Source organism: Ruminococcus sp. BSD2780120874_150323_B10 (genome assembly GCF_015553695.1).
In the GTDB taxonomy this organism is placed as follows: Bacteria; Bacillota; Clostridia; order Oscillospirales; family Acutalibacteraceae; genus Ruminococcoides; species Ruminococcoides intestinale_A.
This window is the reverse complement of record NZ_JADNHD010000010.1, coordinates 48,308-66,199: the sequence shown is the minus strand read 5'-3', so window position 1 is coordinate 66,199 and position 17,892 is coordinate 48,308. Positions and strand designations below refer to the sequence as shown.

Sequence of the window (17,892 nt, the reverse complement as noted above, 5' to 3'; positions counted from 1 at the left end):
GTAGTTTTATTTACTTTTTTTATTGTTTTTTCGATGTCGCATATAATGTTCCCATTCACGACTTCCACGCTGTGCGTGTTCAGGCTTATTGAATATATGCTCAATCGGAGTAACAAAAGCCTTGAAATCCTTTTTCTTTGAATATTGCTTAACCAACATCAGATTGTCGGTTTTTGCCTTTATAACGGATATTTTCATCGTTCCGCCATATGTTGGCATATAGTATATTGGTTCATTATATTTAATCTTATCTTTATTTATCATTTTAATATATCCTCAATATTTTCTTGTAGTTTTTTAATGCCGTGGTCGTGTCTATACCGTTTTGCCTCAAGATGAATTTTTCTTAAATCTGTAATATACATATCCTCTGCAACGCACTCATCATTCAAGTATAAATTGTATATTTCGGGTGTATATACTTGCTCGGGTGTCATTTTCGCCCACCCAGTATGTGGATGCAGCGGAAATATATCAAGACGAAATCCCCACCGTTTGAAATCATATGCAATTTTCCTTGCTTCTCTAATAATTTTTTCTCTTTGCTGCCGGTCTAACTCTTTTATTCTTTTTGTTTCAGGTTTCATTTGTAAAAACCTTCAGGGATTTCAGCCCATTTTGAGCCATTCCAGTATTTTTGCTTTAATGGGATAGTATATTCTTTGTTGCTCCACCGATATTGTATAGCCGCAGGATAAGAGGAAGGTATTCCATTTTTCAAATATGTATTGTATTTTGTGGTGCAATCAACATCTTTTTTATTCATTATATCTATTGTATATCCATCGGCAATTAAATTCTCATAATCAAAAATAGTAGCATTTAATGGAGTTCCACCATAGTTCACAACTTTAATGTGTTTATTATCTACATCTAAAATCAAATAATGATTATTATTCAAATTTTCTCCTATATAAAATCCTTGTTTAACTTCCATTGTTGTTATCCTCGCTATCAAGTTCATTATCAATTACTATAATTTTATATTTTTCTGCAAGAATGTCTAAATTGTGAATATACCAATATAATCGCTCTATTTTGGAATTGGAAATAGCCATATTCATAGGCAGACTCTTAATTTTTTCAATGTAAAGATTTTTGCCGTCAAATTCTCGACAAATGCAGTATTTCAACCTTCCATTTTTTATGTTATTGCGATTTTTCGCACTGTATAGTAATTTATTTGCGTAGTTGTACATTTGTCCTCCTTTGCTTTAAATAGGGTGTTTTTATTATGTTTTTCTTTCTGTTAATGAAATTTTTTCTCCGACTCCGAAAAATTGAGGCAATAAATCCTCGAATAATGGTTACTAATTCATCCCACCGAAAATCACCGAAAACAATCATATGTGGCGTATCAGTAAAGACAATTCTTGATTTGTCAATTCCATAATTGTATTACAATGCTTTGATTCGATAAGCCTATTTCACTTATGAATTTTTGATAAACCAGAGAATAAGTGTAATAGGGTTATCGTACAATTCATTATTTAATTTTATACTATATCACATATATAAGAATCGTATTAAATAAGGAATTGTAAAAGGATTAAGACTATTCTTAAATATTTACCTATACCTCGACTTTTTACTATAATGTATTTTATTTAAGGTATAGGGCATAATCCCATTTGTTATTGATGATTGGTATATCTTAATTTTTATTTAACAAATAGGCTTATGCTTTATTTTTGTGCATAAAATAATCAATATTTAATTATTTATTAAGATACATAGAATAGATAACTCGTCATTCGAAAAATGCCCGAAAACCCAGTAATTATAAGGCTTTCAGGCATTTTCGTGCGTTTACAAAATGTCGAGCTTATTTTACTGTAAAAAAGCCATATTCTAATATACAAACACTCAATAATTGAGCAGTTGTTCTTCCGATTTTGCTTAAAACCGGCAAAAACATAGCATTTACAAAATGTCGAGAAAATCACTCTTTGCAGAATGCTCCTAACACTTTAACCTTGTTGTAATTTGTGCCGTTATATAAGATGTGAGGGTTGACAAATATTCTTGAAGTCTTGCGGTCTAATCCGCTATAAGCAAATGCACAAAAAATTTCTTGTTTACCTTTTACATCGAATGTATCGAATGTAATATTTTTGTATATATTTAGCAACCTATTAAGTTGAGATATGTTATAGCCTATAATATTACAAAATTCCGCTAACGACAGGAATTGAATTTTGTCTAAATCCTTTTCCATTGGATTTTTACATAGTACATTATATTCAAGATTTATAAATGGTAACATCTTAAATATATAGCCTAAATGCTTATGATTTGATATATTAGTAGCCTTATATAATGTTCTTATACCTTTGATATAAAACTTTTGGTATGGATTATATTTTCCTCTTTGGCTTAATTTTCTTTTAATAAATATATCTGTGTTTGTAAATATCAATCCGTCATCTTGTTCTTGTATATATTTAGGACTGACTTCTTTCCAAAACTTTGTTATTACAGCCTTTGAAACACCAAGAATTTTGGCTAAATCTTTTCTTTTTATCGGTGTACGTTCCGTTGGCATTAACTTGTTATCGCCAAAATGAGTATATGTATTCAGGTATATCAGCCTTGTAACGGTTTGAGGTAGCAAGTCCTTGAAATCTTCATCATTTGATATAAAAAAGAATTTACCTAAATCTTTATTTGATAATCGCCTTAACTCATTTTGCTCTTTTAGTTTAAGATATTCAGTTTGTGCAACTATTTCATCAGGAGTCCAAATTTGCGAGCCAATAGGTACACACATCCAGACTGTTTCTGTGATTTCACCGGTTGAACGCTGTACTGCTTTTGTTTCACCGGAGGCATCTACGATATATTCATATCCTTTTAATTCACTCATTATTTTTTATTCTTTCCAATTTTTGAATTTGCCATTTATCAATACAATCTCTTAATGCCAGCGTATTGGCAAATAAAAAACGGTTACGGTTATCGGTTTCGTTCGGCAATAATCGTATCAAAACAAAGCCGTGGAGCATTAAATAGCCAGCTAAACGCTGGCTGTAAATCGTCATTAAACTTGTTTCTCTGTCGACCATTTTCTCACTATCCTTTCAGATTTTATCTCGTCAAAATATATCTCGTCCAATGTTCTAATACCGTTCTTGTAATCGGTATATGCCTTTTTAGTAATCCAAACAAAAATTATAGCATTATCTTTTTCAAAGGCTATACAGCGGTATTCTTCTTCCCATTTGTTATCTTTACGTATCTCATCAATATAGTTATTGTATTCTGTAAAGTCATTACTTACTTTTGCATCATCTAACAATTTGTGGGCTTTCAGATGTTCAGAGTGTGTCATCCATATTAAATTGATGAAATTGTTATTAAAAATGTCTCCGTCAATGTGATGCACCTCATTTTTTAGTTTTCCATTTTCGCACCAAGTAAAAGCAACTAATACGTGTGTTCTTTCAGGGAATGATTTATTGTTGGCTCTTATATTCACCTGCAAATAATCGTGAGCCGCTTTATTTTGACTTAATTCTCTGCGATATGTTAAATCTAACACTCTTCCTTTGTTTGTAACTCCATATTGGCATCGGCTTTTATATTTTAACGGCTCTTTAATGCTGTTTGGATTGTGGAAACTTTCAATGAATTTAACAGACTCGTCAAAGTCAAGTTCCATATTTCCGAATGGAGAATATATACTTCTTGCAGTTATTTTTCCGTCCTTGAAATCTTTAACTTGATTTCTATTTAGCAATATTGTTGTTTCTCCGAATATATCTAACTGATGCTTTTTAATTGCTGTGTAAATTTTTGCTTTTGCCTTTTTTAACGCCAATTTGTATTGCTCATCTTTTTTGTCTGCATTTTCAAATTCTGTGCGGATTAAAAATTCCGCAGCCTCTTTCACTTTGATTAAATTATTTTCTCTGTTTTGCATTTTTGATATTCCTTTCATTTTGATATTTTGATGTGATTTGTTAAAATCCGTACTTTGTCAAATAATCGTTAATTCGTTCATCAACTTCTTTTGAAAAGTTAAGAGTTCCTTTTTTACAAGCGTAAAAGTAGGATGCTGATATTCCTACTTTTCGACAGAATGAAGTAATAGGAATCCCTAACTCATCAAGCATTTTTTGACATCTTTCAATTAAGCTCATATATTGTCCTCCTTTTCCAAATTTTACACATATATTTATGTTTATATGTGTGATAAAAAATATAAAGAAGGGAGATATTTTATTTTATGTCCGATTTTAGAGCGAGATTATTTTTGTTTTCTCTATCTCCCTTCCATTAGACCAAAAAAGGAGTTTTCAAAAAAAGCCTTTATTATAGGCGTTTTTACGGTTTTATGTCTTTAACTTTTGCTTTCTAAACCGTTACGCTTTCTTTCTCTGTATCGTCTTGCTCGTTCTCTTGCAGATGCTTTATTAGCCTTGATTTGGCAGTCTATACATCTTACTTCTCGATTACTATTCGGATAAAATTTCACCCCACAGTCAATACAAGTCTTTAAGATTTCGGATTTATTATTAGTTTTTCTGCTATTTACTTTGCAGTTATCACAATATTTCCGATTTCGCTGTTTGCTGTTTTTAATCAGTTCGCCGCAACCAACACAACGAATATATTGCTCATCTTTCCACGCTGAAAAATAGCAGTTCAATATAGCAACAACTACTTTTATTTCGGAAAATGTTGGTAAATCTACATCAGGAAGAGTATCATCTGATAACTGATTAGATAAATAGTATAACATATTATCTATTTTTTGTATTCTCTGCGTATTGCTTAAAATTGTCCATTCTTCTTTATTGAACCATCCTTCCTCTTTTGTTTTGGGTATAAATGAGAAATTATCCATACCAATTTTTCTTAAAACCGAATTACATCTTGCAACAACTGTTTTTGGTTTAATTTTTAACTTTTCCGCTATTGTATCAATATAACATCTCTTTTTAACCATCCTACTGTTCACATCAAGTAAACATTTGAAATCATAAAATTTGCAGTCTGTGCAACTTGTTCTGAATGGAATATCAGGCATAACAAGCAACTCCTATTGCTTCCGCTTGCTTTTGACATTCAGCGGCATACTTCGGATATACAGAGGCTATCTTATCAAGTACGGCTTTTTTGAATACAAAATATGCTTTATCTTTGCCGATTTTGCCTTTTAGGTTTTCTATGGTTTGGTCATACTTTACTAAATTATGTCGAATATAATTTACTATCCATCTTGCTAAAGTATAATCGTCAATATTATTACAATTAACCCGATGTTCATAAAAAGTTCCTCGCATATCGTCTTGATAGCTATACCATAAATTTTTAGCCGCAACCGTCTTTTTGATAAGTTTATCATCGGGTATTACTTTGATTTCTATATTTTCAACCAATTTGTTTATTTCATTTAATAATAAATTTTCCTTTGTCTTTGCCGCTGATTTCGCTGCATTTTTCCTTTTACTTGCTTTCTCCAATGCCCTTTTAAAATCTTCCGTTTCCATTATTTCAAGCACTTTTCCTTGCTCCCATAATTTCATAGGGGCGGCACACTTGTAATGCGGATTCGGTCTTTCCGTTGGTTCAGGCAACAGGTTTTTAATCATTGTTTTTGTCCAACCCATAGCAAGGATTGTTGACTGTGTTATCATTTGACTTTTTCCGTTCATTTCGTTTGCTCCTTTGAAAAATTTTTAACATTTGAATTTTGGAAATATAAATTGAGTAAATCAACTAAAATACACGCTTATTTATTTAGAAAATCAATAACATCATATAAATCCAGCTCAAAGTGTTCGCCGGCAATTATAATATAGTTGCAGTCGATAATCTGATAGCCTATCATACCGTAAGCATCACGACCTTTTCTCAATCTGTAACCCTCGTTTTTCATTCTGTTTCGTAGAGTTCTTTCTGTCATTGCTTATACATCCTTTCTTTTTTTTGAAATTTTCCGCATAAACGCAAAAAAGGCTATGCAGAATTGAATACAGAATCAAATCAATATCAAGTCTAATTTTTTCAAAATATAGACTTGGTATGATTTTTTTTATTAGCCAAAATCGGCTAACATTCTATACTCAATCAAGCACAGCCTTAACATACTTAAATATGAAGGAAATCACTCCGCACATTGCGGTTAAGATTGATTTAATTTTCTTTATTATAACATATCTTTTTGATTTGTCAATAGCAAAAATCAAAAATATTGTATAGTATCAATAAATTTATAGTGCAACATAGGTTGTAACTATGTCAATAGTAACCAATAGTTTGATATGCGGAATTACCATACAGCAATAATACGCCTTTATGTATAGTATTACTTATATACTATTCATTATTCTTATAGAAATTAAGAATAATATTGATTTACATACAATTCCTTATTTAATACGATTCTTATATATATTATTGTATTATATATAAATAAGAAATTGTATGAGATAAACCAATTTGCTTCTCTATGGTTAATCATATAGTAATGATGCACAAATAGGTTTATCTTTATTTGAATAATACTATTATTGAATTGATGAAATCAGGAATTGTCTTTACTGAACCGCCCAGAATTGATACAAATTTTACGACAATAAAATCATCGTGTTATTCCGATTGTATCGCATTATTTTGTTAGTGATGAAATTTTACAAATAAGCATAAAAATCCCCATACAGGTCAATTCTCGGATTGTATGGGGCATTCTAATTTATTTGTTATCGCAGCGGAACAAGTAATAATTTTCACCGGATATAAATTTTGAATAATCCATTCTTAATATATTTCCACTTGTGCCTTTACCTCTGCCGAAGGCAATTCGCCCATTCGTAGAACAATAACTGATTCGCTTATCGTTATACAATCTCACTAAATCTGTTGTGTGCTTTTCTGTCGGTTTACCATCTCCGAACATAAAGCCTTCAGATTCAGCTTGACTATAAAACCTTTTGCAAATTTTTGAATCTTTCAGGTAAATGTAAATTAAACCCTCGAATTTCAACAGCTCCGATAAATTTCTTTTTGTCATCAATTAACACTCCTTTAAGTTTTACATAAAGAGTGCAGAAAAAATCCCCATCGTTTCCGATGGGGATAGATTTTTATATATTCCATCGGTCAAGCATTACCACCTTGCCTATCGGTAGGTTGGTGTGCGGTCATTGGGCTTGCTCCCTTACGCACTCTTTATGGATATGTTTAGTATAGATGTAATATCTTAATTTGTCAAGCAATTACTTTTTGTTTTTGAAATCACTTTGCTTTTTCTTGGATTCGTTAATATAAGCGTCTCTAAAAATGGTTTCTACCGTTCCGAGCTTGCCGTCCTTGTTCTTGTCAAAAAATTTGTCAGCAAAAGTCGGGAATGGATGTTGTAAACTCTTGTTTTTCATTTATCATTACTCCTATCTGTTTTGCAAAACTAACTATGTTAATCTTAAATTGCTATGTGTACCTGTGCGAGTCAGAACTAACAACAATTTATCATCGTAAATTCTGTAAACAAGTAACCAGTCAGGCTGGATATGACATTCTCTAAAGCCCTTCCAATTACCAGTTAGCAAATGGTCTTTATACTTTGGTTCGAGCTGTTCGCCTGTTTGCAATTTATCAACTACCGACTCCAGCAAGTCAATATTATATCCTCTTTTCTTGATTTTCTTCAAATCCTTTGAAAATGCAGAGGTAAAATCAATTTTGTATTTCTTACTCATTTGCAAATATTTCCTTCTTTATCTCGTTAAAACTGTTATAATGTTTTCTGTTCGGGTCATTTGCAATTTTTTCAGTCTCCATCATTGCCTGTGCATTTTCGGAGGCAAAAAGAGTAATAAAAGCCTCTATTTGCTCATCGGTCAATGTATTAACAATGTTCATTGCTATTTCTCTGTTACTCATAATAATACCTCCAAACTAACAAAATTAAAATAAAAATAGAATTTAGTTGTTGATTTTTGAATTGCTCAAAATTATTTCTTATCGTCAAAAAAATTTTCTTGCTTATCATCTATATATGACATAATATCTCCGGGTTGACATCCTAATGCTCTACACAATTTTTCAATGGTTTCAGTCGTTACGCTTTTACCATTTTTCAATGCTGATAATGCACTTTGAGATATTATATTTTTTTTTCTTATTCTATATGTTGTTAGACCTTTTTCTTTCATCAATATAAATAATTTTTCATAGCTTAATGACATATTATGCTCCTTTCTGGGCTGAAATTTATAAGCCCTCTATTCCACTATACACATTATAGCACAAATATGCACGAATTTCAATGTACAAATTATACATTAAATTCGGTGAATGTTTGTGCAGTTTAACACATTGACTATTCACGGATTTCGGTGTATAATATAGACAGTGAAAGGGAAAGCGAACACCCGATGACAAACGGCTCGTTATCTTGCGATTACGTTACACCTGACAGCGCATAAGACAGGGCAAGGCAAGCGGCGCAAATAAAAAAATTAAAGGAGATTACAAATTATGAGCATTAACGAAATGGAAAAGAAAATCGTAGCATTAAAGGAATGGGAGGAGCTTTTAGAGGAAGCAAAGGCACAGGTTGAAAGCCTCAAGGACGAAATCAAAGCCGAAATGCTTGCACGCAATACCGAGGAAATGACCGCAGGGCGTTATATTTGCCACTGGACTTCCGTTCTTTCAAACAGATTTGACACAACGACATTCAAAAAGGAACACGCCGAAATGTACAAGCAGTACACAAAGCAGACATCAAGCCGTAGATTTTCAATAGCTTAATGAAAAGCCCTTGCTAAAACCGGCAAGTTAAAAGCAAGGGCAAGCAACCACACCAAACCAGCGGAGCAGTTACAATATATATTATACTCGTAGCTGCTCCGAAAATCAATAAAAAGGAGCATAAAAAAATGAAATGGTTTAACAATCCTTCAACGCTTGAAGAATTAAAACAGCAGTATAAAAAACTTGCATTAAAACATCATCCCGATTTAGGCGGCAACACAGCCGATATGCAGGGAATCAACAACGAGTATGATATACTATTTGCAAAGTTAAAAAACACACACGCAACAGCAGAGGGCAAGACATACACGGCAAGCAAGGAAACAACCGAAACGCCGGACGAGTTCAAAAATATAATCAACGCTCTTATAAATCTTGAAGGCATCAATATTGAATTGTGCGGCTCTTGGCTATGGATAACAGGAAATACAAAAGAACACAAAGAAGTATTAAAGGGCTTACATTTCAGATGGAGCAAGTCAAAATGTGCTTGGTATTACCACACAGCAGACTACAAGAAATCAAGCAAGAAAACATATTCACTCGATGAAATCCGTGATTTATATGGTTCTGAAACAATTAAATCAGAGCCACAATTAAAATTATCAATTATATAATTATTATGCTGTGCTATCGGCAATACGGGCAGAAAGGTATATTATTGTGAATATTTTAATTATTATTATATGCTTGTATCTTGCATTTAATATTGTAACATCAAAGATGCTGACCGCTAAAGAAATGAAAACACGATTTATAGATGGTCAATGTATTGTCGGTAAAATAGCCGCTAATGCTTTTTATAGTATTGCGTGGTTACTCAAAGGATTAAAATTTATTATTATAAACACTGTTAAATAAGGAGAATTTAAAAATGATTACATTCACAAACAAAGATGACAACAAACAATTTATTTCAATTAACACAGATGAAAACACCAACATTGATATTATCGTTCAGGAAATAAGAAAACAATACCCATCATTAAAACAGTTGCACATCATTTTTGATAAGGCTGAAATACTTATACCGCTTGAAACCGGCTTCCCTTATGGTTTTTCACTCAACGAATTAAGAGAATATATAAAACCAATAGCAGCGGCAACAATATCACATTTTGCGGTTGATATTGACACGCCAACACAAAGATATTATTGATAATTAAAGCTGTGCTAACAGCATTACGGGCAGGAGGTACATTAAATGAATATCATAGTATTTTTAATTATTCTTTTGTGGCTTGCTTTTAATTGCATTGTTTCAAAAGCTATGACTACAAAAGAAATGCAAACAAAATTTGTTGACGGTCAGAATGTTGTCGGCAAAATTGCAACAAATATCTTTTATGCACCGGCTTGGTTCTTAAAACTCTTGAAGATAACAATAATTAAGACAGTCAAATAAATATATAATTATGGCGGTTGAAATATGCCGCCTAATATTTGCATTATTAAATACAAATAGGGTACACTTTATTTTTACATTTAGATGGTATAATATAATTGTAAAAATAGAATTGCAAAAACATTTATTTTACATTTTGTAAAGCACATTATAATATTAAATTTACATTGCAGGAGGTACAATATGCAAATAGCTTATATTAGAGTATCAAGCATAGACCAGAACGAGCAGCGGCAAATTGAAGCTATGCAGCGGTACAATATAGAAAAGTGGTTCATTGAAAAGGTATCAGGCAAAGACACAAACCGCCCAAAATTAAAAGAAATGCTTGACTTTGCAAGAGAGGGCGACACGATACATATACACGACTTTTCAAGGCTTGCACGGTCAACAAAAGATTTACTTGACATTGTGGAACTACTAAACAGTAAAGGAATTACACTAATAAGCAACAAAGAAAACATTGACAGTAGCACACCGACCGGAAAGTTAATGCTTACAATGATAGGGGCAATTAACGAATTCGAGCGTACAAACCTATTAGAGAGACAAAAAGAGGGTATAGCCATTGCAAAGCGTGAAGGTAAATATAAAGGGCGTAAAGCTGTATCAATCCCGGATTTTAATAAACATTATCAAAGATATATTTCAAGAGAAATAAGCAAATCAGAGCTTGCAAAAGAATTAAATATCAGCCGTCCGACACTTGACAAACTCATAAAAGAATATCAACAACAATAATAAATAGTATAAGATTTGCAGCGGTAATATTATATCGCTGCTTATTCTTTGTATATGGTGGGTAGGTTGCATATGGTGGGGGTAGTTTACATTTTGAAATAAAAATCCGCCTATCCGTATAGTATAATGTGCTACTCTTCACTCTAACCGAGATTTCAAAGGAGACCGAAAATGTTAATAATCCATAATTACAACTTGATAATTAAAAAAACGAATGAGAAACCAATAGTAATTAAAAAACATAGTCTTTCATTTAGTATTCCATTAGAACAAATATTATATATAACGGTTCAAAATCTTGATTATCCTGTAATTTGTCCGTTTTGCAATCAAGAAATAAAAATCCGAGATAGCAAACGCAGATATATAAAAGAAAGGTATATCTGCAAATACCTTGCACCGAATCAAAAAAGGCTTACCAATAACAACAAAAACACTTGATACTTTATGCTTTATTCTTAACTGTGAGGTTGAGGACATAATCGCACACGATAAAACTAAATAAATTTACAGCGGCAATACATAAAGTTGCCTTATAGTCTTTTTCCTTTGCAAACTATTATTTAACAAACGAAAAAGAATATAAAAATCAGATTGATTGACCGGATTAACCTATAAAATCTTTCTAACACAATTTTAGTTTTTTTCTAACACTTTTTCTAACACTTTTGCAGAAAAAATGCAGCGTAATATAAATGTGTTTCTAAAAAAAGTAATAAAATCAGAGTTTTATTGCACTTTTTCAACTATATAACATAAAATAACACAAGATAAACTCTTGTAAAAATATGTTTTTGCGTCTCCAAAACCGCGTGCCGAGGGTTCAAGTCCTTCTGCCCCTGCCATCAAGAAACGGCTTAAACACTGCGTTTAAGCCGTTTCTTGATATATTTTTATGTACGGAGCACGGTCTGATTTTCCGCTTTTGAAGCTCATTTCAGACATCAAAATGTTCAACCGGCGCTAATAATACCAACGTTTCCGTCTGCTACATCATCAAAATAGCATCAAAAATTATCACATCTACCACGGTATTATAATGTCAGCTTCATTATATCGTCAAGAATATCGAATGACCAATAAATTTAGGCTTTGAGAAAAATTAATTTTCCAAAGCCTTTTCTTTGTTTACAGCGTAGCATATTTTGATTTATAAATGTGTCCCGCTGAATATACTATATATTTCACATTCATGAATAATCCTGCAGTTCAACTTTTAGAATGGCCTTTTTACACTCATAAATAGAACAAAAGGTAGTTTTGCCAATTTGCATCTAATTAATATTACAGAGGTTTTCTTCGTGAATTAACATAACTTCCACCTGTTCTCAATCATCTTGTCTTTTGTAAAGGTTATCTGTTAGGTGAGTACTTTTTATCAGACTTTTCATAGCAGTCATCACATAAGATTTTTGCCCACGGTAAATCCTTTCTAAGTTCTCCTTTAGCACTGCAATGTTCACATTGTTTTTGCTTTTTCATAGCTACGCACTATGTTGGCTATATCACTTCTGAGCTGCTTTTTAAAATCATCAGAATGGTTATTATTGGAGGCTAATCGCAGACTTAAACTTCTGTCACCGATAATGCCAGAGAGTGTATTGGGCAAGGGGCATCTTCATATTAATAGTAACTGCAAATAACATGTAACCCTCGTATCATGTTATTATAAAATTATGCTATTCTGAAACTGCTGAGTATTGCGATAACCTCCTTTTCTTCCTGCGGTGTAAATTCTTCTGAGGTGGAAGCAGTAAATGAAATTGTACTTGAATACCAGAAGGTATATTCACCGCTTATTGCTCTTCTTACACCCTCTCTTATGCCCTCTTCACTAACGGGAAGTACAGCATATGCAACATTTCCATCAACCTCTTTGTACTCTCTGTCGGTTTGCATATTTAGTTTTCCTATTGTTTTTATCCTTGCTACCATAAATTCACCAAGTGAACTATGGTCTGTTGCCTGTACAAAACCCGGAATAAATTGTGAAGAAGCAACTTTACTGATTTCTTCTTTATTCATATAAACTCCGCTGCCGCCACCCTGTAATTCACCTGAGTAATGTAAAAATGTCACGCTTGCACCTCCATCGTTTTCGAGAGTAACAAGCTCCTCCTGCTGATCGCATTCTTCTTTTGTAACGCTCCAATTATCGGGATAATTAAATACAAATGGAGGATATGTAACCTGATTCACTTCCTGATAACGAGTGGTATATTCATTGTTAAGAGCTACAGTTTTTTCTCTATTTTCAGCATTACTTACACCCTTCTCTGTCGCACTCTCAGTTTCAGGCTCAGTTTTTTTAGTTGTTTCCTGAACTGTAGTTAGCTCTGTCGTTTGAGCTTCTGTTGCTTTTGTTGACGGTATTACCTGCGTTACAGTTGTTTCCTGCAATTCAGAACTTTCATCGCCGCAAGAACAGCTAAAAAGTGCAACAGCAATAATTAATACATATAAAAATATTTTGTAAACAGCACGCATTTTTATTTCTCCTCGTTAATTCCTTCTACAGCATATGTCCAATGTTCTATTCCTATTTCATCCCATAACTGACGAAGTGTCGTTATACGATGAATTTTCACTCTCTTCTTGTTTTTCCCTTTTAATTGAAATTATGCACAGCTGATTTGCTTATACTTTCTCTGTCAGAATTCACGTTTAATTTATATAATGACATAATCCCATCATACAAAAGCTTATAATCTTTGTCGTTTTTATCATCAAAGTTTTCCAACAATCTCAAAAGTATTGTCACTGCATCATTATAGCCATCCATATGCACATTATGAAGGAAGTCACCTTGAATAATATTGAAATATTCATCGGATATTTCTTTTAGCTTTGGATTATCAGCGCTTCTAAGCCTCATAAGAATTGACATAAAGGAACCACGCTTACTTATGTTTTCACAGGCATTTTTTAAAAACTGCTTTAAATCCTGTTCATTACTGATATTTGTCCAAGGCAAGGAATTATAGACATTACCGTTCTCAATATTACTGTGAGAATTAAACAAAGGCTTGACCCTATATTCTCCATTTACACTTTCCACATAATCCCATAAATAGAAGTAATTTATATATTTAGTGAAATTACGCTTATCAAACAAAAGCTGATTACCGTATGCAAAGCCGTCATTTTTGAGCCATACTAAAGAAGAATCCCAAAAATCAAAAGTTTTTCCGTATCTACCACTGTTAAAGCGACGAGGAACAAGCACCATATTTCCTATCGTATGATATAAATCAGCAAATCGAATAAAGTAAGGCTCTTTTTGAAGTTCAAAAAGAAGTTCTTTTGGATAATTACAATATATCTGTAAGCAGTCCATAAAGCTGTAATTATTCTTTTGATACTGACTTAAATTACTGTTTTCAGATTTGCTCAGAGCATAACCCATTAATACATTAAAAGTCGTCTGCATTGAATTCATCGTATCTCCGCCAAACTCGCCATGAAAATTCGGAGTTGAAATTACACCTGAGGAATAATATCCCTTTTCCCAATTCCAGAGTTTTTTATAAACATCAAGGGTAAGCGCATTTCTTCCGTCAGAGCCATCACAATCGGGAATATCACCGTATGTGTTCAGGCTATTCAGACAAAACTTTTCGGCATTACTAAGGTTTTGTTTATCTTTATCAATCTTTACGCCTGTTGATTTATAGGCAAGATACCTTTCTATCGGATTAAGTGCTTCATAGGCTGAATTACCGTATTCAAAATCCAAGCAGTATTCATATGGTTTTTCTTCGTTTTTAACGAATGTTTCAATTCTGTCATATCCCATTTTAATTTCTCCTCAATTTATTTTTAAAGTATAAATACATTAAATCTGACTGCTTAATCAATCAATAACTTCATTCTATCAAATATTTGCTCGGCTTTTTCCGCTTGAATAATATATTATTGAATTTATTAACATCTGTTTTTAACTATTTTCTCAACATATTGCAAAACACCGTTTGCAACCTCTCTGCGATACGGTCTATCCTGCGACACTTTTCCGTCATAAAAAGGCGGTAAAGTGTTTTTCTCTGCCAGTCTGTTAAGCACATTAACATTACCCAATAAAGCGTTATGGTATGTAGTTCTTGATTTATCAAGCTCTTCAATTTTAATTTTATAATTATCTTTATCAACATTGCCGTTTGAAAAGATTTTCATACATATTTCAAGTTTATAAATCTGACTGTGATATTCCTCAAAGGAGATAAGACACCTTTGAATAGTGTTCAGTATTTTTTCATCATCCTTGTAAATTTTCAAAAGACTTAATATTGTTTCCTCGTTAATCATCATAAGCTCCTTTATTGACATATTTTTATGCCTCCAATTTTGTTAAGGCAGTTACCAATTTGCCAAACTCTTTATGATATTTATTTTCATATGAAGAATTATTGCTATTATTTTTCGTCAGTATCAGTGGTTCAAGCTTTTTATACAACATTGTTAAATACGATGTCGCCGCTCTTTCCGTAACTTTAACATCATATATTCCGGTATTTACCCCCAATGAAAAATGCTCTATTCTTGCCAAGTACCCCGACAGAACCCTGTATTCATTAATAGTATTATCATACTCATGATGAGTGTTCCAGAATTCAGTTGCTGTTCCTTTTTTCGCAGTGACAAATTTTCTTTTCTCTTCTGCCGACTCATTCCATTTGTCCGAAATATCCTTTATTTCTGCAAAGGTATATTCATTTAATTTGTCAAAAACCTGTTCCTGTAACAAATTCAACGCCTCTAATGTTGACTGTTTCTTTTCCCTTTGTTCGCCCCTGTATTCAACTAACACAGTATAAAGAAAGGTTACAAAGGAAATTATAACTGCTATAATTGATATTATAAGTTCCATTTCTACACTCCTTTGTAAATTTACTTTTCTATATATTTTTTATTAAGACTCATAACCTTTTCTATTACCATATTTCTGACCGATTCAGGTTCAATTATCTCTACTCTGTCGCTGTACTGGAACGCCCAATTTGCCATAGCGTACGGACTGCACTTAACTTCAACTATATCGTCATATGGTTCTGATTCTTCTGTTCTTATGTATTTAAATGTATCACCAAACCAATCGTACATAAAAGTGTAATCAGCACGCAAAGGCTTTGACGGATTATTTTTTTCTTTTGGACTTTTTATTCTCAATTTAATCTTTACAGGATTATCAAAAGACATATTCAAATGAGATAACTGAAAATCTTCGCTCCACGACTGAGGAAGATTATCAACCTTCCACTTGCTGACTGACGGAATACCGTTTATATTATGTTTTTCATCTCTCCCGGGGATTTCAATTTCCGACATTAAATCAATACGCCATATCGACATATTTGTGATTGTTTTCTCGCTAAACACAAGCTCTTTACAAGCTAGTAGATAGTATCTTCCGCCGCTTGCAACAATATAATAAGGACTGACCGTATCTTTCTTATTGTGATTCGGCACAAGCTTTTTGTACTTGTCATAGCCGTTAAAAGTAAAGCTTATTTGCACACCGTCATCTATTGCATGCTGAATCTTCAGCAGATTTTCACGCAGGATTTCTCTGTCGACAAGCACAGGCTCTTTTATTCTGCAAATATTCTTTGCACCTTTTTTATAGAATTTGGTTGTCAGGTTATTTTCTATTTTTTTAATAATCTTGTTTGCAGATTCCGTATCTATTGTTTTTGAAAACAAAATACTTTCAATCATACTGTTAATTTCCTCATATGTGAAAGTATGATTATAATACAACCCTCGGATTCTCATTGTCTGATTATCGTCATATTCATCTTCTGAATCGCTTTCATCAAGCGATTCAGCCCCGAATTTTTTGACGAAATCTTTAAAAATAAGTTTCCATTCATTTTCAGACTTTACTCCGTATTCATCAAAATTCAAAGCCATCGCCATTTTTACAATCGTGTCGTTATAGGTTTCCTTGTCACCCAGATACGGCTCGATTTCAGATTCTCTTCTTAAAGCCGCCTGTGTTACAGTGTGTTCGCTGTCAGAATTCAACTTTAAATATTCAAGTATCTTGAACGCTCTTTCAAGCTTTGAAAATCTCTCTTTTTGTTCTTTCATTTTACTTGCCTCCGTTTCAAATTCATTATATCACACATTTGCTCGGTTTTTTCCAACTTTCTGCAAAAATTTTAAATAAAAAATATTTTAAATTTAAGTTTAAGCGGAAAACTCCGCCTGACTGATTGGCATAATAGTCAATGTCAGCTGAACAAATGAATAATTAAGGAAGGCGGAATTTAAATGAGCAAAATTTCAAAAGAAGCGAAGAAAGAAGAAACTGTTAAAAGATTGGAGGAATTAACAAAAACATTTAATCTGCGACCGAATATATATTAAAATATTTTAAGGAGGATAAGCTTTATTACTCATACATAACCTGTAAAGGTCTGCTGGGGACTATTGACACCATTAACTACGATAAAAGGTATGCTGAAGTCGTTGACAGATTTGCAGAAGAATATGATTGTCTTGTTTATCACGTCATTGAAACCGGCAACACTATAGCGTTATTGTTTGTCAGCGATAACAAGGAAGGGTGGGAATTCGAAACACTCTGCTGCGGTCAATATGTTTTTGCATATGTGTGCAACTTTGACAATCCCGATTATTCAGAATTTTGGGATATTATTATAAGCAGCTTTAAAGGAGCTTTAATCAGGATAGGAGAATATGTTCGGGTAACAGATTCATCTGAGAATATTTTTTGAAAAGGAGAATTGTTATGGAAAGAAGAAGAATTACAGTATTTGATAAATCAAAAGAATTCCAAAAAATTGAGCAGAACAAATGCAACGAAATGATTATCAATGATATACTGAACCCACTGCTTCAGATAATTTATGCGCTCAGAGAAAGCGATAATTTCAACAACATCCCCGGTACTGATGTCGGCAAAAAACAGGCTGGGACTATTACACAAGCGAATTTAATAATATTTACAGAGCCATTAA

At 32.7% G+C, this 17,892-nt stretch carries 26 protein-coding genes and 1 riboswitch; of the genes, 5 read left to right on the top strand and 21 right to left on the bottom strand.

Going from position 1 to position 17,892, the window contains the following annotated elements; all coding sequences use genetic code 11:
- Positions 1-6: 6 nt before the first annotated feature.
- From I2E21_RS07845 to I2E21_RS07770, 16 genes are all read right to left on the bottom strand, one after another.
- The gene (locus tag I2E21_RS07845; protein WP_195410954.1) at positions 7-264 is read right to left on the bottom strand and encodes a hypothetical protein; all 258 of its coding nucleotides are present in this window, start codon (positions 262-264) and stop codon (positions 7-9) included.
- Positions 261-587, bottom strand: a complete 327-nt coding sequence (locus tag I2E21_RS12135; protein WP_207735321.1) for a hypothetical protein — start codon at positions 585-587, stop codon at positions 261-263. Before I2E21_RS12135 ends, I2E21_RS07845 begins: the two co-directional genes overlap by 4 nt.
- A complete protein-coding gene (locus I2E21_RS07835) occupies positions 584-937 on the bottom strand; it encodes a hypothetical protein (RefSeq protein WP_195410952.1) in 354 nt (117 codons plus the stop codon). Before I2E21_RS07835 ends, I2E21_RS12135 begins: the two co-directional genes overlap by 4 nt.
- Positions 927-1,199, bottom strand: coding sequence for a hypothetical protein (locus tag I2E21_RS07830; protein WP_195410951.1), 273 nt, complete (start codon positions 1,197-1,199; stop codon positions 927-929). Before I2E21_RS07830 ends, I2E21_RS07835 begins: the two co-directional genes overlap by 11 nt.
- A gap of 743 nt (positions 1,200-1,942) precedes the next feature.
- Entirely contained in the window at positions 1,943-2,866 is a 924-nt protein-coding gene (locus I2E21_RS07825) for a hypothetical protein (RefSeq protein WP_195410950.1), read from the bottom strand.
- Positions 2,859-3,065: a DUF5659 domain-containing protein gene (locus I2E21_RS07820; RefSeq protein ID WP_195410949.1), complete on the bottom strand. Its 207-nt coding sequence runs from the start codon at positions 3,063-3,065 to the stop codon at positions 2,859-2,861. Before I2E21_RS07820 ends, I2E21_RS07825 begins: the two co-directional genes overlap by 8 nt.
- Positions 3,041-3,922, bottom strand: coding sequence for an HNH endonuclease (locus I2E21_RS07815; RefSeq protein ID WP_195410948.1), 882 nt, complete (start codon positions 3,920-3,922; stop codon positions 3,041-3,043). Before I2E21_RS07815 ends, I2E21_RS07820 begins: the two co-directional genes overlap by 25 nt.
- A 40-nt stretch (positions 3,923-3,962) precedes the next feature.
- Positions 3,963-4,142: a hypothetical protein gene (locus I2E21_RS07810; RefSeq protein WP_195410947.1), complete on the bottom strand. Its 180-nt coding sequence runs from the start codon at positions 4,140-4,142 to the stop codon at positions 3,963-3,965.
- Between the two features lie 200 nt (positions 4,143-4,342).
- A complete protein-coding gene (locus tag I2E21_RS07805) occupies positions 4,343-5,032 on the bottom strand; it encodes a hypothetical protein (protein WP_195410946.1) in 690 nt (229 codons plus the stop codon).
- A complete protein-coding gene (locus I2E21_RS07800) occupies positions 5,025-5,660 on the bottom strand; it encodes a hypothetical protein (RefSeq protein WP_195410945.1) in 636 nt (211 codons plus the stop codon). Before I2E21_RS07800 ends, I2E21_RS07805 begins: the two co-directional genes overlap by 8 nt.
- A 77-nt stretch (positions 5,661-5,737) precedes the next feature.
- Positions 5,738-5,911: a hypothetical protein gene (locus tag I2E21_RS07795; protein ID WP_195410944.1), complete on the bottom strand. Its 174-nt coding sequence runs from the start codon at positions 5,909-5,911 to the stop codon at positions 5,738-5,740.
- Positions 5,912-6,700: 789 nt separating this feature from the next.
- The gene (locus I2E21_RS07790) at positions 6,701-7,018 is read right to left on the bottom strand and encodes a hypothetical protein (protein WP_195410943.1); all 318 of its coding nucleotides are present in this window, start codon (positions 7,016-7,018) and stop codon (positions 6,701-6,703) included.
- A gap of 44 nt (positions 7,019-7,062) precedes the next feature.
- A riboswitch (SAM riboswitch) is annotated at positions 7,063-7,185 on the bottom strand.
- 38 nt (positions 7,186-7,223) lie between these two features.
- Positions 7,224-7,382, bottom strand: coding sequence for a hypothetical protein (locus I2E21_RS07785; RefSeq protein WP_195410942.1), 159 nt, complete (start codon positions 7,380-7,382; stop codon positions 7,224-7,226).
- Positions 7,383-7,415: 33 nt separating this feature from the next.
- A complete protein-coding gene (locus I2E21_RS07780) occupies positions 7,416-7,703 on the bottom strand; it encodes a type II toxin-antitoxin system YafQ family toxin (protein WP_195410941.1) in 288 nt (95 codons plus the stop codon).
- On the bottom strand, positions 7,696-7,887 hold the full coding sequence (locus I2E21_RS07775; RefSeq protein ID WP_195410940.1) for a hypothetical protein: 192 nt from the start codon (positions 7,885-7,887) through the stop codon (positions 7,696-7,698). Before I2E21_RS07775 ends, I2E21_RS07780 begins: the two co-directional genes overlap by 8 nt.
- A gap of 71 nt (positions 7,888-7,958) precedes the next feature.
- Positions 7,959-8,192 (bottom strand): helix-turn-helix transcriptional regulator, encoded by a 234-nt coding sequence (locus I2E21_RS07770; protein WP_195410939.1) that lies wholly within the window; start codon positions 8,190-8,192, stop codon positions 7,959-7,961.
- A 292-nt stretch (positions 8,193-8,484) separates the two neighbouring features.
- Here I2E21_RS07770 and I2E21_RS07765 point away from each other — a divergent pair, with 292 nt between their 5' ends.
- The 5 genes from I2E21_RS07765 to I2E21_RS07745 all read left to right on the top strand — a co-directional run bounded on the left by I2E21_RS07765 (position 8,485) and on the right by I2E21_RS07745 (position 10,909).
- Complete coding sequence (locus I2E21_RS07765) at positions 8,485-8,760, top strand: hypothetical protein (protein WP_195410938.1); 276 nt, start codon at positions 8,485-8,487, stop codon at positions 8,758-8,760.
- A 128-nt stretch (positions 8,761-8,888) separates the two neighbouring features.
- On the top strand, positions 8,889-9,380 hold the full coding sequence (locus I2E21_RS07760; RefSeq protein ID WP_195410937.1) for a J domain-containing protein: 492 nt from the start codon (positions 8,889-8,891) through the stop codon (positions 9,378-9,380).
- 257 nt (positions 9,381-9,637) lie between these two features.
- Positions 9,638-9,922: a hypothetical protein gene (locus tag I2E21_RS07755; protein ID WP_195410936.1), complete on the top strand. Its 285-nt coding sequence runs from the start codon at positions 9,638-9,640 to the stop codon at positions 9,920-9,922.
- A 45-nt stretch (positions 9,923-9,967) separates the two neighbouring features.
- Positions 9,968-10,168, top strand: coding sequence for a hypothetical protein (locus I2E21_RS07750; RefSeq protein WP_195410935.1), 201 nt, complete (start codon positions 9,968-9,970; stop codon positions 10,166-10,168).
- Positions 10,169-10,351: 183 nt separating this feature from the next.
- Entirely contained in the window at positions 10,352-10,909 is a 558-nt protein-coding gene (locus I2E21_RS07745; RefSeq protein ID WP_195410934.1) for a recombinase family protein, read from the top strand.
- 1,674 nt (positions 10,910-12,583) lie between these two features.
- Here the strand turns inward: I2E21_RS07745 and I2E21_RS07735 are convergent.
- The 5 genes from I2E21_RS07735 to I2E21_RS07715 form a co-directional block, all read right to left on the bottom strand.
- Positions 12,584-13,396: a hypothetical protein gene (locus tag I2E21_RS07735; protein ID WP_118101741.1), complete on the bottom strand. Its 813-nt coding sequence runs from the start codon at positions 13,394-13,396 to the stop codon at positions 12,584-12,586.
- A 121-nt stretch (positions 13,397-13,517) separates the two neighbouring features.
- Positions 13,518-14,705, bottom strand: coding sequence for a hypothetical protein (locus I2E21_RS07730; protein ID WP_118101740.1), 1,188 nt, complete (start codon positions 14,703-14,705; stop codon positions 13,518-13,520).
- Positions 14,706-14,833: 128 nt separating this feature from the next.
- A complete protein-coding gene (locus I2E21_RS07725) occupies positions 14,834-15,235 on the bottom strand; it encodes a DUF3232 domain-containing protein (RefSeq protein WP_021882771.1) in 402 nt (133 codons plus the stop codon).
- Between the two features lie 4 nt (positions 15,236-15,239).
- Positions 15,240-15,776 carry a DUF4760 domain-containing protein gene (locus I2E21_RS07720; protein ID WP_021882772.1) on the bottom strand — a complete coding sequence of 179 codons (537 nt, stop codon included), beginning with the start codon at positions 15,774-15,776 and terminating at the stop codon, positions 15,240-15,242.
- Positions 15,777-15,796: 20 nt separating this feature from the next.
- A complete protein-coding gene (locus I2E21_RS07715) occupies positions 15,797-16,999 on the bottom strand; it encodes a WYL domain-containing protein (protein WP_118101739.1) in 1,203 nt (400 codons plus the stop codon).
- Positions 17,000-17,892 lie beyond the last annotated feature (893 nt).

Coding starts and splice junctions, on each gene's coding strand:
- I2E21_RS07845 (WP_195410954.1), bottom strand. CDS start 264: ATGATAAATAAAGATAAGATTAAATATAATGAACCAATATACTATATG.
- I2E21_RS12135 (WP_207735321.1), bottom strand. CDS start 587: ATGAAACCTGAAACAAAAAGAATAAAAGAGTTAGACCGGCAGCAAAGA.
- I2E21_RS07835 (WP_195410952.1), bottom strand. CDS start 937: ATGGAAGTTAAACAAGGATTTTATATAGGAGAAAATTTGAATAATAAT.
- I2E21_RS07830 (WP_195410951.1), bottom strand. CDS start 1,199: ATGTACAACTACGCAAATAAATTACTATACAGTGCGAAAAATCGCAAT.
- I2E21_RS07825 (WP_195410950.1), bottom strand. CDS start 2,866: ATGAGTGAATTAAAAGGATATGAATATATCGTAGATGCCTCCGGTGAA.
- I2E21_RS07820 (WP_195410949.1), bottom strand. CDS start 3,065: ATGGTCGACAGAGAAACAAGTTTAATGACGATTTACAGCCAGCGTTTA.
- I2E21_RS07815 (WP_195410948.1), bottom strand. CDS start 3,922: ATGCAAAACAGAGAAAATAATTTAATCAAAGTGAAAGAGGCTGCGGAA.
- I2E21_RS07810 (WP_195410947.1), bottom strand. CDS start 4,142: ATGAGCTTAATTGAAAGATGTCAAAAAATGCTTGATGAGTTAGGGATT.
- I2E21_RS07805 (WP_195410946.1), bottom strand. CDS start 5,032: ATGCCTGATATTCCATTCAGAACAAGTTGCACAGACTGCAAATTTTAT.
- I2E21_RS07800 (WP_195410945.1), bottom strand. CDS start 5,660: ATGAACGGAAAAAGTCAAATGATAACACAGTCAACAATCCTTGCTATG.
- I2E21_RS07795 (WP_195410944.1), bottom strand. CDS start 5,911: ATGACAGAAAGAACTCTACGAAACAGAATGAAAAACGAGGGTTACAGA.
- I2E21_RS07790 (WP_195410943.1), bottom strand. CDS start 7,018: ATGACAAAAAGAAATTTATCGGAGCTGTTGAAATTCGAGGGTTTAATT.
- I2E21_RS07785 (WP_195410942.1), bottom strand. CDS start 7,382: ATGAAAAACAAGAGTTTACAACATCCATTCCCGACTTTTGCTGACAAA.
- I2E21_RS07780 (WP_195410941.1), bottom strand. CDS start 7,703: ATGAGTAAGAAATACAAAATTGATTTTACCTCTGCATTTTCAAAGGAT.
- I2E21_RS07775 (WP_195410940.1), bottom strand. CDS start 7,887: ATGAGTAACAGAGAAATAGCAATGAACATTGTTAATACATTGACCGAT.
- I2E21_RS07770 (WP_195410939.1), bottom strand. CDS start 8,192: ATGTCATTAAGCTATGAAAAATTATTTATATTGATGAAAGAAAAAGGT.
- I2E21_RS07765 (WP_195410938.1), top strand. CDS start 8,485: ATGAGCATTAACGAAATGGAAAAGAAAATCGTAGCATTAAAGGAATGG.
- I2E21_RS07760 (WP_195410937.1), top strand. CDS start 8,889: ATGAAATGGTTTAACAATCCTTCAACGCTTGAAGAATTAAAACAGCAG.
- I2E21_RS07755 (WP_195410936.1), top strand. CDS start 9,638: ATGATTACATTCACAAACAAAGATGACAACAAACAATTTATTTCAATT.
- I2E21_RS07750 (WP_195410935.1), top strand. CDS start 9,968: ATGAATATCATAGTATTTTTAATTATTCTTTTGTGGCTTGCTTTTAAT.
- I2E21_RS07745 (WP_195410934.1), top strand. CDS start 10,352: ATGCAAATAGCTTATATTAGAGTATCAAGCATAGACCAGAACGAGCAG.
- I2E21_RS07735 (WP_118101741.1), bottom strand. CDS start 13,396: ATGCGTGCTGTTTACAAAATATTTTTATATGTATTAATTATTGCTGTT.
- I2E21_RS07730 (WP_118101740.1), bottom strand. CDS start 14,705: ATGGGATATGACAGAATTGAAACATTCGTTAAAAACGAAGAAAAACCA.
- I2E21_RS07725 (WP_021882771.1), bottom strand. CDS start 15,235: ATGTCAATAAAGGAGCTTATGATGATTAACGAGGAAACAATATTAAGT.
- I2E21_RS07720 (WP_021882772.1), bottom strand. CDS start 15,776: ATGGAACTTATAATATCAATTATAGCAGTTATAATTTCCTTTGTAACC.
- I2E21_RS07715 (WP_118101739.1), bottom strand. CDS start 16,999: ATGAAAGAACAAAAAGAGAGATTTTCAAAGCTTGAAAGAGCGTTCAAG.